Origin of the sequence: Enterobacter sp. Bisph1 (assembly GCF_000814905.1) — a bacterium.
Classification (GTDB): domain Bacteria; phylum Pseudomonadota; class Gammaproteobacteria; order Enterobacterales; family Enterobacteriaceae; genus Kosakonia.
The window spans coordinates 57,336-71,903 of sequence record NZ_JXAG01000025.1 but is presented as its reverse complement, the minus strand read 5'-3'; the positions used below and the strand labels follow the sequence as shown (position 1 = coordinate 71,903).

Here is a 14,568-nt window from a genome sequence, read left to right as displayed (position 1 = left end):
TTTCGGTTGTGATCCGAAACGTTTCGGATAAAGGATTAACTATTCTTTATCTGGAGATCCCTGATGGAAGCTCGTTATTTGCGTCTCGAAAGCGCCGCCACCGACATCGTTATCAACACCCACCCGTTTGCGGAAATTATCTATTGGGGGCCGCACCTGCATCACTTCACTGCCGAAGATGCACAAAGTCTGATTCGCCCGGTAGCTAACGGCAGGCTGGATGTAGATTCGCCGGTCACGCTGATGGCGGAATGCGGGCACGGTCTGTTTGGCTCACCGGGGCTGGAAGGGCATCGCAACGGCGAAGATGGCTCGCCGATTTTTACCACCGTCGAGGTTGCGCAGGAAGGGCAGACGCTAACACTCATCAGCGAAGATCGGCTTGCCGGGCTGCGGCTGACCAGCGAATTGCGCCTTGATGCGTGTGGCGTACTGCAAATCCGTCATGGGCTGACCAATCTGGCCGCCAGCGACTGGCAGGTCAATCGGCTGGCCGTGACGCTGCCCATTGCAGAATACGCTCGTGATGTGATGGCTTTCCACGGGCGTTGGATCCGCGAATTTCAGCCCCATCGCGTTACCCTTGAGCACGACAGTTTTGTGATTGAAAACCGTCGTGGGCGCACTTCCCACGAACATTTCCCGGCGTTAATGACCGGCAGCCGCAATTTCAGCGAATCCCAGGGCAGCGTCTGGGGTGTGCATCTTGGCTGGAGCGGCAACCACCGCCTGCGCGCCGAAGTGAAAACCGATGGTCGTCGCTATATTCAGGCTGAAGCGCTCTATCTGCCGGGCGAAATGGCAATTAGCGCAGGGGAAACGCTCTGGACGCCGTGGCTCTATGCCAGCCACTCAACGCAGGGGCTGAACGGCATGAGCCAGCAATTCCACCGGTTTCTGCGCGCCAATGTAATCCACTTTGTGCAGGATAAACCTCGCCCGGTGCATCTCAATACCTGGGAAGGGATCTACTTTAATCACCAGCCTGCTTACATTATGAAAATGGCGGAGGAAGCCGCTGCCCTCGGCGTGGAGCGCTTCATTATTGATGATGGCTGGTTTAAAGGGCGCAATGACGATTTTGCCGCGCTGGGCGACTGGTATCTCGACGAGAAGAAATATCCCGACGGGTTAAGGCCGGTCATTGAGCATGTGAAAGGGCTGGGCATGGAGTTCGGTATCTGGGTCGAGCCGGAGATGGTAAGCCCCAATTCCGACCTATATCGCGCCCATCCTGAATGGGTTTTAGCGCTGGATGACTATCCGCAGCTCCTTGGGCGTCATCAGCTGGTGCTGAATATTACCCTTCCCGAAGCCTTTGATTATTTACTTGAGCGCTTGAGCTGGTTGCTCGGCGAGCACGATATTGACTATGTGAAGTGGGATATGAACCGCGAGCTGGTCCAGCCTGGTCACGGGCGGCGCGCCATTGCCGATGCGCAAACTCGCGCTTTCTATCGCCTGCTGGATACCTTACACAGCCGCTTCCCGCATATTGAATTTGAATCCTGCTCTGCGGGCGGCGGGCGTATCGATTATGAAGTCCTGTCCCGTTGCCACCGCTTTTGGGCATCGGACAGTAACGATGCGCTGGAGCGCAATGTTATTCAGCGCGGCATGAGCTACTTCTTCCCACCGGAAGTGATGGGCGCGCATATCGGCAATCGTTATTGCCATGCCACTTATCGCCAGCACAGTATTGAATTTCGCGGTCTGACGGCGCTGTTCGGCCATTTAGGTCTGGAGCTGGATCCGGTAAGCGCCGATGCCCGCGAGCGAGAAGGCTATCGCCACTACGCAACGCTGTATAAGCAGTGGCGGCAGGTGATTCATAGCGGCACCCAGTGGCGCATTGATATGCCGGACAGTACTACGCTTGCACAGGGGATCGTCAGCCAGGACCAGCGCCAGGCGCTGTACATCGTAAGCCAGCTGGCGATGCCGGATTATTCGCTGATGGCGCCGTTGCGGGTTTTAGGGCTCGATGCACAGGCGCGGTATCGCATTACGCTGCTGGATCACCCCAATATTCGCATTACGGATGAGGGCGGGCACACCATGCGCCAGCTTCCGGCCTGGATGACCACGCCGCAGATTGTCAGCGGGGAATGGTTAATGCAGGCGGGGCTTTCTCTGCCGGTGCTGGACCCGGAAAGCGCTATCCTTATCGGTTTTGAACGCGTGTGACCCTAACGGGGCCGCACGGCGGCCTCAATACTGAGGATAATAATAATGAACACAACTGCCTGTACTCATAAAAATAACCCGACGTTCTGGATATTTGGTCTCTTTGTTTTTCTCTATTTCTTTATCATGGCCACCTGCTTTCCGTTTTTACCGATTTGGCTTTCCGATGAAATAGGGCTGAGCAAAACCCATACCGGGATTGTTTTCTCCTGCATGTCGCTCTCGGCGATAACCTTCCAGCCGATCCTCGGCGTTATTTCCGACAAACTGGGGCTGCGGAAAAATATGCTGTGGGTGATTGTCAGCATGCTGGTGCTTTTCGCGCCGTTCTTCCTGTATGTTTTTTCACCGCTGTTAAAATTCAATATCTGGGCCGGTGCGCTGGCGGGCGGGTTATATATTGGTTTCGTCTTTTCCGCCGGTTCGGGCGCCATTGAAGCCTATGTCGAAAGAGTGAGCCGTCACAGCCATTTTGAATACGGGAAAGCGCGGATGTTTGGCTGCCTGGGCTGGGGATTATGCGCCTCGACGGCGGGAATTTTATTTAGCGTTAATCCGGCATTTGTCTTCTGGATGGGCTCCGCCGCCGCCGTGGTGTTAATGGTGCTGCTGGCACTGGCAAAAATTCAGGCGCAGGAACCGCTGGTTGCCACAGGTGAGGGAAACCGCGCGTCGCCCATTAATATTAAAATGGTCGTTGATCTGTTCCGCATGAAAAAGATGTGGATGTTCGTGCTGTATGTGGTGGGCGTAGCCTGCGTCTACGATGTTTTTGATCAGCAATTCGCCACCTTCTTTAAATCCTTTTTTGCCACCCCGGAAGCCGGAACAAAAGCCTTCGGTTTTACCACCACCGCGGGCGAATTATGCAACGCGATAATCATGTTCTGCTCGCCGTGGATTATTAACCGCATCGGCGCAAAAAATACGCTGCTGATTGCCGGGTTAATGATGGCGACGCGTATTGTTGGCTCGTCATTTGCCACCACGGTTTATGAAGTTATCGCCCTGAAAATGCTCCATGCGCTGGAAGTACCGTTCCTGCTGGTGGGCGCATTTAAATACATTACCGGCGTGTTTGATACGCGCTTATCGGCAACGATATACCTGATTGGTTTTAATTTCGCCAAACAGCTGGCGGCGATTTTCCTCTCCGCCTTTGCCGGTAATATGTATGACCGCATCGGTTTTCAGGACACTTATTTGATTCTCGGCTGTTTTGTGCTGGCGATGACCTTACTCTCCGCCTTCACCCTGAGCGGCAGACAATCCGCTGCTGCGCCAACGCAGACGCTGGAAGCGCGATAAAAAAACGCTGCCGCACAGGCGGCAGCGTTCTCAACAACAGGCTATCGCTCCCTTAGGTGAGCGATAGTTTTTTACGCCAGATAGAACACTTCTTGTAACTCCGCGCTGACCGGGCTGTTATCCGCATTGGCGGGCATTACATCGCGCATATGCTGCCACCAGCGCTGGCAAACTTCGGTGTTCGCCACCGCATTCCAGCGCTCTTCAGACTCAATTTCCACCGTGGCGAACAGCAGATGACGGGCTTTATCGAGATAAATAACGTAGTTATGCGCACCATGCGCTTTCAGCACCGCTTCCAGCTCCGGCCAGATAGGATTGTGGCGGCGCTCGTACTCTTCGTGGGCATCAGGATTCACCTGCATCACAAAGGCTTTACGGATCATAACGCCTCCAGATACAGCTCGCGGACTTCATCGCGGCTGGCGATACGCGGGTTGCACGGCGCGCACGGATCCGCCAGCGCCTTATCCAGCCAGCCTTCAATATCGGCTTTGGTGACGCCAAGCTGGCTGAAACCGGAAGGAATGCCCACGCGTGTGCTCAGAGCGCGGATCGCATTGATGGCTTCCTGACTGGCTTGTTCATCGCTCATGCCAGCGGTATTGACGCCCATCGCTTGCGCCACGCGGGCAAAACGGGCAACGGCGTTCGGACGGTTAAAGTTTTCGATAATCGGCAGCAGAATAGCGTTACAGACGCCATGGGGCAGATTGTGGGTCGCCCCCGGCTGGTGCGCCAGCGCATGCACCAGCCCAAGACCGGCGCTATTAAAAGCCATCCCGGCAAGATACTGACCAAACGCCATCTGCTCACGGGCTTCCAGGTTGTGACCATCATCGACGGCTTTTGGCAGCCAGAGGTTAATCAGGCGAATCGCCTCCAGCGCGTTGGCGTCCGTCAGCGGGTGTGCACCAACGGAAACATAGGCTTCCACAGCGTGGGTCAGGGCGTCCATCCCGGTTGCCGCCGTTACCGACGCGGGGATCTCCAGCATCACGCTGGCATCATCCACGGCGATATCCGGAATAATATTGGCATCGATAATCACCTCTTTTACCTGGCGAGCAGAGTCGATGATTACCGCGTTACTGGTCATCTCCGCCGCCGTACCGGCGGTGGTATTGATAGCAACCAGCGGAACGCCGGGGTTTTTAACCTTACCGACGCCGGAATAGGCGGTTGACGGGCCGGGGTTGGCGGTGAGGATTTTTACCGCTTTGGCGGTGTCGATCGGGCTGCCGCCGCCGAAGGCGATAATATAGTCACAGGCGGCATTCTTATAAGACGCATAGCCTCGCTGCACCAGTTCCTCTGTTGGATTTGGGAATACTTCATCAAACAGATGGTACGGCATGTTGTTCGCTTTCAGCGCGGCAAACAGGCTGTCCAGCAGGCCAAGTTTTACCAGCTGGCCGTCGGTCACAATCAGCGCTTTGCCCCACTGTTTATTGGCCACCATCGTGACCATATCGCCGATAGCGCCCGCGCCGTGCAGACTGATTTTGGGTAGTGCTAACATAAAGCTCATTTTTTACTCCTTGATACGCGTCCTCCTTCAGGCTGCTTTAATGCTGGCGGCATAAAGGATTGGCGTAGGGTTATTTTGATTTTTACCGGCGGCAACCTTGCCGCCGGTGGGATTCATAAACGCCTGCGCTGCAGGATGCGGCGGGTAATGATCGGCAGCGAAATCACCACGATCAGCATCGCGCCGATAACAATCGACATCACAATGCCCGGCACATTGAGCAGGCTCAGGCCAAAGGTCACCAGCCCCATCAGGAAGGCGGCAATAATCACGCCCACCATGCTGCCGGAACCGCCAAGAATATTGACGCCGCCGAGCACCGCCATCGTCACCACCGACAGCTCCCAGCCCAGCGCAATCGTTGGCCGCGTGCTGCCCAGACGCGAGGTCAGCAGCACCGAGGCCAGCCCCGCCATCAGCCCCACCAGCGCAAAGAGGATCAGGTTGTGGCGTTTGACGTTAATACCGGAATACCACGCGCCGGTCGGGTTATTGCCGATAGCGTAAGTCCGGCGGCCAAAGTTGGTTTTGTGCAGCAGGAAAGCGAACAGCAGCCCCAGCACGATAAACAGCGCAAACTCAAAGGAGAGCGCCCCCCAGACATAGCCCTGACCAAACCATGCAAAACTCTCCGGCCACGTATTAAGCGCCTGATCGCCGAGCAGAATGTAGGTGATACCGCGATAGAGGCTCATGGTGCCGATGGTGATAACAATCGATGAGAGATTGAAGCGGGTCACCAGAATACCGTTGAACAAGCCGCACAACAGACCCACACCCAGGCCGACGCACACCAGCAGCGGCGTATCCATACCTGCCTGGGCGCAAAAGCCCATTGCCGTGGAACTCAGGGCCAGAATGGCGGCCACTGAGAGATCAATTTCCCGGGCGATAATCAGCATCGCCATCGGCAAGACGATGATCGCTTTTTCAGTGAAGTTGAACGTCGCGTCAGAAAGGTTCCAGATATTGAGGAAGTAGGGCGAAGCGAGGGCGTTTACCGCAAACACCGCCAGCGTCACCGCCAGTAAAAATCCTTCCCAGCACAGCAGACGCCCTAGCAGCGAAGGCGCTGGGGAGGTTTTTTCCACGGCGTCAGAAGTCAATATTTTACTCATGATTTCACCGCCTGTTTTTGCCTGGCCAGCGCCGCGTCGCGCAGGATCAAGCGGCCTTTGCGTTTGTTGCCGCGCTCATTGAGCAGCACCGCAATGACAATCACCGCGCCGGATATCGCCATCTGCCAGAAGGGCGAAACGCCGATCACCGGCAGGGCGTTATTAATGACCCCAAGGAATAGCGCGCCGAACAGGCAACCCAGCACGCGCCCGGTGCCGCCCATGGTGCTAATCCCGCCGATAACACAGGCCGCAACCACTTGAAGTTCGAAGCCGTTTGCCACATCGACATAGGCCACCGCAAAGCGCGAGATCCATAAATAGCCGCAGAAACCCGCCAGCGCTCCGGAGAGGCAGAAGCTGACAAACTGCATTTTGCCTGCGTTGATCCCGGTGTAATACGCCGCCGTCGCGTTGCCGCCTGCGGTATAGAGTGCGCGACCGGTACGGCTGTAGCGCAGGAAATACCCCACCACAAACAGCGCGGCGACAGCGCACCAGCTCAGCACCGGCATGCCCAGCACCGACGCGCGCGGCAGGCCAAGAAAGCTGGCGCTCATCTGGTTCGCGTTCACCCAACTGCCGCCGGAAAGTAAAAAGATGATGCCGCGATAGATGCTCATGGTGCCGAGGGTGACGACAATCGCCGGGATCCCCAATTTCCACACCAGCAGGCCGTTAATCATGCCCATCACCAGCCCGAGCAGCGTTGCCAGCAGCAACAGCGACCAGATTGGCACATCCGGGTGATGGAAGTTGATCAGCGCGACAATCATGCCCGTTAGCGCCAGGTTGGCCGCCATCGACAGATCGATGCCTTTGGTCAGCAGCACCATCATTTGACCGAGGGCGAGAATGATAAGAATGGCGGTATCGTTGAACATTTCCACCAGATTGCCAGGGCTGACAAAAGCGGGGACGCGGCTGCCGATAATCAGTATCAGCAGCAGGATCACGCCGCCGAGCAGCGCTTCGCGATGTTTAAGCAGTTGTTGCCACATTATGCTGCCTCCTTTCCGGCACCGCTGGCGGCGCTGACAATGGTTTCCGCCGTGGCGTCGCCTGCTTTGTACTCCGCGACCATCAGCCCTTCATGCATCACAATCAGCCGATCCGCCATGCCCATTACTTCCGGCAACTCGGAGGAGACCATAATCACCGCCAGCCCTTGCGCCACCAGTTCGGACATAAACTGGTGCACCGCGGCTTTCGAGCCGATATCGATCCCTTTGGTCGGTTCATCGAGGATGATCACATCCGGGTGGGTGGCGAGCCATTTGCCGATCACCACTTTTTGCTGATTACCGCCGGAGAGGGTTTCCACCGCCTGCCGCCAGCTGGCGGCTTTCACCTGCAAACGGCGGGCATACTTATCCGCCAGCGCCCACTCTTTGCCCTCGTTAAGCACGCCGCTACCGTTGAGTTTGCTCAACTGCGGTAGGCTGATGTTCTGTGCAATCGACAGCTCAATAATCGCTCCCTGCTTTTGCCGCTCCTCCGGCACGCAAACAATCCCGGCGTTAATCGCATCTGCCGGCTGGTGGAAATGGACTTTGCGACCGTTGAGGATAATGTCGCCGCTGGAGGGCTGAGAAACGCCGGAAAGCGCCTGCATCAGTTCGGTGCGCCCGGCGCCCACCAGGCCGTAAAAGCCGAGGATTTCACCTTTGCGCAGCGAAAAGTTGATATGGGCAAATTCCGTGGGATGGCATAAATCGCGCACCTCCAGCACCGTTTCGCCCGGCTGGCACGCCACTTTTGGGAAGCTCTGGTTAATGGCGCGGCCCACCATCATCGCTACCATCCGCTCTTCGGTAATGTCGTTGATAGCACCAGAATCGACATATACGCCGTCGCGTAAAATGGTGTAGTGATCCGCCAGCTCGAAAATTTCATCGAACTTGTGGGAGATAAAGAGGATCGCTTTGCCTTCCTGCTTCAGGCGCTCAACGATTTGGTAGAACTCCAGAATCTCATGCTGCGAGAGTGCCGCGGTGGGTTCGTCGAGGATCACCACCTGCGCTTCAAACGACAGCGCACGGGCAATCGCCACCATATGGCGCTGGGCAATACTTAAGGTTTTCAGCGTCGCACGCGGGTCAATTTGCACTTCCAGCCGACGCAAAATCCCCTGCGCCTGCTGGTGCATGGCGGGCCAGTCGAGTTTCTTCAACCAACCCTGATATAAATAGTGCCCGACAAAGATGTTCTCGGTGACCGATAACTCGTCGAACAGCACGGTTTCCTGATGAATAGCGGTGATCCCCACTTTATGCGCCGCTTCGGGCGTGGGCAGAGAGATGGGAATCGCCTTATAGAGAATCTCGCCCTCTTCGGGCTGATATATACCGGTCATCACTTTGACCAGTGTGGATTTCCCCGCACCGTTTTCACCGATCAAGGCGGTGACTTTTCCGGGCCAGAGATCGAGCTGTACATTCTCAAGGGCGCGCACACCGGGAAAAATTTTGGTGATGCCCTTAAGCGACAGCAAAGGGGTGGATGCCGTCATGATAGTTCTCCAGTTTTACCCTCTCCCGCAAGAGAGGGCGGAAAGGGATTAGAAAATCTTCGAGAACTTATCAATATTGCTGGCATCGTAGACGAACGGCTCAGCCATCGCGCCGCTGCCGTCAGCATCCAGCTTCACTTTGCCGAGTTTACCCATGCTGGCTTCCTCTTTGGTCGCCGTGCCTTTTACTAAATCGTCCGCTAAGTAAGTCGCGGCATAGCCCAGATCGATAGGATTCCAGATAGCGAAGCTTTTACTGGCACCGGATTTAATGGCACCCGCCATTTCAGATGGCAAACCAAGGCCGGTTACGTACACTTTGCCAATCTTGCCCTGATCTTTTACCGCCTGCGCCGCAGCCACAATGCCCACTGACGAAGGGGAGACAATCACTTTCAGGTCCGGGTAAGACTTCAGTAAGCCGACCGCTTCGCGGTAGCTCTTATCGGAGAGATCGTCGCCATACGCGACGGTCACCAGATTAATCGACGGATACTTCGGCAGGATTTTTTTCATCTCCGCAATCCAGATGTTCTGGTTGGTGGAGGTCGGCGTGGCGCTCAGAATAGCGACATCGCCTTTTTCAACATTCAGCGCTTTGAGCGCATCGGCGGCCAGTTTGACGTTGGTTTCGCCAATCAGCGCATTGTTCGACGGGTTCAGGTGGATCTGCCGCCCGGCTTTCGCCACGCCGGAATCCCAGGAGACGACTTTAATCCCACGCTGCATCGCTTTTTTCAATACCGGCACAACGGCGTCCGGATCGTTAGCGGAAATGGCGATCGCATCGACGCCCTGGGCGATCAGCCCGTTCAGGACTTCGATCTGCGCTTCGGCGGTAGTGGTGGTTGGGCCGGTGTAAATCACTTTCACATCGCCTAACTCTTTGGCTGCCTCCTGCGCGCCGGTGTTTGCTGCTTCAAAAAAGCCATTACCTAAAGATTTCGCCACGAGGGCAATTTTTACTTCAGCTAAAGCGGAACCGGACAACGCCAGAATGGCAACGGTGAGGATCAAGCTTGCTTTTGTTTTCATTGCTTTTACTCCACGAGAGTTAGTGTTTGTAGGGCTTGCAGGTGAGGTTCGCCCCGTCTCAGTGAGCGGGGCGCGATGTTGTTATTTATACAGGTCTAATGCGGACTGCAGCGGCGTCACGCCAAAGCGTTTGCCCAGCGCAATCAGTTCTTGCTGGGTGATGGTCTGCTTCATACCGCCCATCGAATAGATTTTTACCAGCACTTCGGCGGACTTCTCGGCGGTGTCGATCAGACCAAAGGCTTCGTCGAGGGTCGGCCCGCTGCCAAAAACGCCGTGGAACGGCCACAGCACCAGCGAATGTTTTTGCATCTCCGACGCGGTGGCCTGGCCGATCTCATCGGTACCCGGCACCATCCACGGCAGAATGCCCACGCCGTCCGGGAACACCACCAGACATTCAGTGCTGCCTTCCCACAGTTTGCGGGTAATCACATCGGTGCGGTTTTCCAGCACGTAGGTCAGGGCGATCAGGTTGGTGGCGTGGCAGTGCATGATCACGCGATCTTTGCCGCCGGTCGCTTTGATACGCTCACAGTGGGACAAGAAGTGCGCCGGAAGTTCGGAGGTCGGTACCGCTTCATGCTCCAGGCCCCACAGAATATGGTAACCCGCGCCGTCGCTGTCGACTTTCACCACGCCTAAGTTGGCCGCCGGATCGAGCTGAACATTGCGGAAAAATTTACCGGAACCGGTGACGATAAACGGCGTATTGGCCAGCAGCGGCATCGGTTGGCTCAGGGCAATATAGCGCGGCTTTTGCGCAAAATCGGCGGCGAAGGGCGCAATATCCGCCTCGTCCAGGCGCAGCGTCAGGTTGCCGCCGTTGCGTTCATCCCAGCCTTTCAGCCAGGCGTCCGAGGTGGCTTTAATCATCCCCTGGACGAACCAGGAATCGGTGATGGTCTGCATAGTCTTCTGTTTCCTGTTAATTACCCGGTAGCGCTGCGCTTACCGGGTCTGATTGATGCGCGGCGATTAGCCACGTTTGCTTAATACGTCTTTCTCATAAGCGCGAACGCTTTCCAGCCATTGGCCGCCGACGGGCGTATCGTGACGCTGGCAGTACATCTCCCACACCGCTTGCCACGGCAGGGATTTTTGCTCTTCCAGCAGCGCCAGGCGCGCGGTGTAATCACCTTCGGCTTCCAGTGCGCGCAGCTGTTCAACCGGCTCCAGCAGGGCGCGCAGCAGGGCTTTTTTCATGTTGCGCGTACCGATAACCCAGGCGGCGATGCGGTTAATGGAGGCGTCGAAGAAGTCGAGGCCGATATGCACGCGATCGAACAGTTTGTGGCGGATAATTTCGCTGGCGATGGCCTGGGTTTCGTCATCCAGCAGCACAACGTGGTCGCTGTCCCAGCGTACCGGGCGGCTAACGTGCAGCAGCAGGCGCGGAACATAGAGCATGGCGGCGGAGATTTTGTCGGAGATCACTTCCGTCGGGTGGAAGTGGCCCGCATCCAGGCAGAGGGCGGTCTGGCGGCTGGTGGCGTAGCCCATATAGAACTCGTTAGAGCCTACGGTGTAGCTCTCTGCGCCGATACCGAACAGTTTGCTCTCTACGGCGTCGATATGATGTGCCGGGTTCAGTTTTTCACCGATCGCTTCATCCAGCGCATTCAGCAGACGCTGACGCGGGGCGAGGCGGTCAACGGTGACATCTTTCATACCGTCCGGGATCCAGATATTCATTACCGACGGCGTACCCAGCTGTTCACCAAAGTAAGCGGAAACGCGGCGGCTGGCTTTCACATGGTCGATCCAGAACTGGCGGATCTCGTCGTTGGCATGGGAGAGGGTAAAACCGTCGGCGCTCAGCGGATGCGAGAAGCAGGACGGGTTAAAATCCAGCCCCAATTTGTTGGCTTTTGCCCACTCAACCCAATTTTTGAAATGTTCAGGTTTGATTTCATTACGGCTAACCGGGGCATCTGACTCAAGATAAATTGCGTGCAGGTTCAGGCGTTTCGGGCCGGGGATCAGGCTCAGGGCCTGTTCAAGATCGGCGCGCAGTTCCGTTGCATTACGCGCTTTGCCTGGGTAGTTACCGGTGGCCTGAATGCCGCCGGTCAGGTTGCCTTCCGGGTTTTCGAAACCGGCTACGTCATCGCCCTGCCAGCAGTGCATGGAAACCGGCAGGCGATCGAGCTGGCGCAGCGCCTCCTCGACATCAATACCTACGGCAGCGAAACGCTGTTTAGCAATTTCCCAGGCTTGTTCAAGTTGAGTGGTCATGCGCAAAGCTCCTTTGTCTGTCGTTGTTGCTGAAAGCGCGCGACGTAGCGGGCGATTTCATTATCAGAATGTGGGGTAAAGGTAATCAGTGAGTGGTTAGCCGTGACCACCTGGCGAAAATCATCGACGTTGCTTAATTCATCCAGCGTCATCAACTGCACGCCGATATTGCCGAGGGTGGAGGCTTCCACCGGCCCGGCAATCACCGGCAACCCGCAGGCATCGGCGCAAAGCTGGTTCAGCAACTGGTTCTGGCAACCGCCGCCGACAATATGCAGATGGGTAAAGGGTTTGCCGCGAAGGGTGGCAAGTTCACTCAGCACATCGGCATACAGCAGGGCGAGGCTATCGAAGATGCAGCGCGCCAGTTCGGCGGCGCTCTGCGGCACGGGCTGGCCCGCTTCCCGACAAGCAGCCTGAATTTCAGCGCTCATGTTTTGCGGGTTGATAAAGCGATCGTCGTTCGGGTTAATCACGAAACGGCAGGCCGGGCACTGCTCGGTAAGGGCAATCAGCCCAGGCAGGTCGCTGATGTTTTGCTCTTTCAGTACGCGCTGCAGCAGCCACAGGCCCATGATGTTTTTCAGCACCCGATAGCGGCCTTCCGCGCCGCCTTCGTTGGTAATATTGGCGGCTAACGCCGCATCGCTGGTGAACGGAATTTTGCTTTCAAAACCCATTAACGACCAGGTGCCGGAAGAGAGATACGCGGCGTCTTTATCCGCCAGCGGCGCGGCGATCACCGCGCTGGCGGTGTCATGGCTGGCGACGGCGACCACCGGAATGGCGTTGCCCTGCGGGCAGATCCAGTTACCGATCACGTTGCCAGGATGGGTTGGCGTGCCAAACCAGCGAGCCGGTACGCCCGCCCAGCTAAGCAGCGCATCGTCCCAGTTATCGGTATTGATATTAACCAGTTGAGTGGTGGTGGCGTTGGTGTATTCCCAGTTGAGATTACCCGTCAGGCGATAGCTGAAATAGTCCGGGATCAGCAGCGCGTGATCGGCCTGCTCCAGCAGTTCAGGCTGCTGTTCCGCCAGCGCGCGCAATTGGTACAGGGTATTGAAGGGGAGAAACTGAATGCCGCTGCGGCGATAAATATCCGCTTTGCCGGGCTGCTGCATGGCGCGGTGCATAATGCCGTCGGTGCGATCGTCGCGGTAGGCAATCGGCAGGCCGACGCGCGTGCCTTCCTTGGTAACCAAAACATAATCGACACCCCAGGTATCAATACCAATGCTGTCCGGCTGAATGCCTTCCTCGCAAACTTTGTTCAGTCCGAGGCGAATCTCCGCTTCCAGGCTGTCGATATCCCAGCAGTCAAAGCCGTCGACTTTTTGCAGACAGTTAACAAAACGGTGAATTTCGCGAAGCGAAAGCGTGCGGTTTTGGCGATCAAAACGCGCCAGCATGACGCGTCCGCTGGAGGCGCCTAAATCTACCGCAACACAATGGCGAAAAGTCATGATCGGGTCCTTCTTAGAGTCATTGCGAACAGTCTAAAAAGGGGCAAGCGGTTGTACCTTCTTGCCACTGACAGCGGCGTTTTAGCGCTGGCAAGAAAGCAAAGGTGAACGTGAGAGAGTTCACAGTTTCCAGTAATGGTGCTTTTTCCGGTCAGTGTGACCCTTACCACATTTCCCGATCTTTCCGGGCGTTTCTTGAAAAAACGGCAGGCTATGCGCAAATTGGCGTCGAAAATTCAAGGTCAGGTCGGCAACCCTTAATTACTATTTTGAGAACACTTCTCACCTCTGGGGCAATCATGACCGTACTGCATAGCGTGGATTTTTTTCCGACCGGTAAATCACCCGTTGCCATCGAACCGCGATTACCCCAGGGCGCCTTTCCGGAACATCATCATGATTTTCACGAAATCGTGATTGTCGAACACGGAACCGGGATTCATGTATTCAATGGCCAGCCTTACACCATTAGCGGCGGCACCGTCTGCTTTGTGCGCGATCACGACAGACACTTGTATGAACATACGGATAATCTCTGTTTGACCAATGTGCTATACCGTTCGCCGGATGCCTTCCAGTTCCTTGCTGGCCTGAACCAACTGCTACCGCAGGAGCTGGATGGACATTACCCGTCGCACTGGCGCGTGAGCCAGCAGACGCTGGCGTTGGTGCGCGGGATTATTAGCAAGATGGAAGAGATGGGCGATGAGGTGGAAACACACGATATTGCCAACCGTGAAATGCTCTTTATGCAACTGCTGGTGTTGTTACGTAAGAGCAGCCAGCAAGAAAGCGCAGGCAATAGCGATGCGCGGCTTAATCAGCTGATGCTGTGGCTGGAAGATCACTTCGCGGAAGATATTTGCTGGGAGTCGCTGGCGGAGCAATTTACCCTGTCGCTGCGGACCCTGCACCGCCAGCTTAAACAAACCACCGGCATGACGCCGCAGCGCTACTTAAACCGTCTGCGGTTGATTAAGGCGCGCCACATGCTGCGTCATAGCGATGATAGCGTCACCGATATCGCATTTCGCTGTGGTTTCGGCGACAGTAATCACTTTTCAACGCTGTTTCGCCGCGAATTTGACTGGTCGCCGCGCGACATTCGCCAGGGACGCGACACGCTGCTTCAGTAACGAGAAGGCTATCACCGATTTTTTGCCCGATTTCCGC

The 14,568-nt window shown here is 56.2% G+C and carries 12 protein-coding genes; 3 read left to right on the top strand and 9 right to left on the bottom strand.

The genetic code is table 11. The annotated features are described in order from the left end of the window. The first annotated feature begins 63 nt into the window (after nt 1-63). A complete protein-coding gene (locus tag RW65_RS03345; protein ID WP_039055265.1) occupies nt 64-2,187 on the top strand; it encodes an alpha-galactosidase in 2,124 nt (707 codons plus the stop codon). Between the two features lie 45 nt (nt 2,188-2,232). Next, nucleotides 2,233-3,495 carry an MFS transporter gene (locus RW65_RS03340; protein ID WP_039055264.1) on the top strand — a complete coding sequence of 421 codons (1,263 nt, stop codon included), beginning with the start codon at nt 2,233-2,235 and terminating at the stop codon, nt 3,493-3,495. A gap of 71 nt (nt 3,496-3,566) precedes the next feature. Here RW65_RS03340 and rhaM read toward each other — a convergent pair whose 3' ends face one another. The 9 genes from rhaM to rhaB form a co-directional block, all read right to left on the bottom strand. After that, complete coding sequence (gene rhaM / locus RW65_RS03335) at nt 3,567-3,881, bottom strand: L-rhamnose mutarotase (RefSeq protein ID WP_039055263.1); 315 nt, start codon at nt 3,879-3,881, stop codon at nt 3,567-3,569. Beyond that, nucleotides 3,878-5,026, bottom strand: a complete 1,149-nt coding sequence (gene fucO / locus RW65_RS03330; protein WP_039055262.1) for a lactaldehyde reductase — start codon at nt 5,024-5,026, stop codon at nt 3,878-3,880. Before fucO ends, rhaM begins: the two co-directional genes overlap by 4 nt. 113 nt (nt 5,027-5,139) lie before the next feature. Continuing rightward, on the bottom strand, nt 5,140-6,144 hold the full coding sequence (locus tag RW65_RS03325; protein WP_039055261.1) for an ABC transporter permease: 1,005 nt from the start codon (nt 6,142-6,144) through the stop codon (nt 5,140-5,142). Continuing rightward, nucleotides 6,141-7,145, bottom strand: coding sequence for an ABC transporter permease (locus tag RW65_RS03320; RefSeq protein ID WP_039055260.1), 1,005 nt, complete (start codon nt 7,143-7,145; stop codon nt 6,141-6,143). Before RW65_RS03320 ends, RW65_RS03325 begins: the two co-directional genes overlap by 4 nt. Beyond that, nucleotides 7,145-8,656, bottom strand: a complete 1,512-nt coding sequence (locus tag RW65_RS03315; protein ID WP_039055259.1) for a sugar ABC transporter ATP-binding protein — start codon at nt 8,654-8,656, stop codon at nt 7,145-7,147. Before RW65_RS03315 ends, RW65_RS03320 begins: the two co-directional genes overlap by 1 nt. Before the next feature lie 48 nt (nt 8,657-8,704). Further along, nucleotides 8,705-9,691 (bottom strand): rhamnose ABC transporter substrate-binding protein, encoded by a 987-nt coding sequence (gene rhaS / locus RW65_RS03310; protein WP_039055258.1) that lies wholly within the window; start codon nt 9,689-9,691, stop codon nt 8,705-8,707. An 81-nt stretch (nt 9,692-9,772) separates the two neighbouring features. Continuing rightward, nucleotides 9,773-10,603 (bottom strand): rhamnulose-1-phosphate aldolase, encoded by an 831-nt coding sequence (gene rhaD / locus RW65_RS03305; RefSeq protein WP_039055257.1) that lies wholly within the window; start codon nt 10,601-10,603, stop codon nt 9,773-9,775. Between the two features lie 66 nt (nt 10,604-10,669). Next, nucleotides 10,670-11,929, bottom strand: coding sequence for an L-rhamnose isomerase (gene rhaA / locus RW65_RS03300; protein ID WP_039055256.1), 1,260 nt, complete (start codon nt 11,927-11,929; stop codon nt 10,670-10,672). After that, on the bottom strand, nt 11,926-13,395 hold the full coding sequence (gene rhaB / locus RW65_RS03295; protein ID WP_039055254.1) for a rhamnulokinase: 1,470 nt from the start codon (nt 13,393-13,395) through the stop codon (nt 11,926-11,928). The genes rhaA and rhaB overlap by 4 nt, the downstream gene beginning before the upstream one ends. A gap of 299 nt (nt 13,396-13,694) precedes the next feature. Here rhaB and rhaS (RW65_RS03290) point away from each other — a divergent pair, with 299 nt between their 5' ends. Further along, nucleotides 13,695-14,531 carry an HTH-type transcriptional activator RhaS gene (gene rhaS / locus RW65_RS03290; RefSeq protein ID WP_039055253.1) on the top strand — a complete coding sequence of 279 codons (837 nt, stop codon included), beginning with the start codon at nt 13,695-13,697 and terminating at the stop codon, nt 14,529-14,531. The last annotated feature ends 37 nt before the right edge of the window (nt 14,532-14,568 follow it).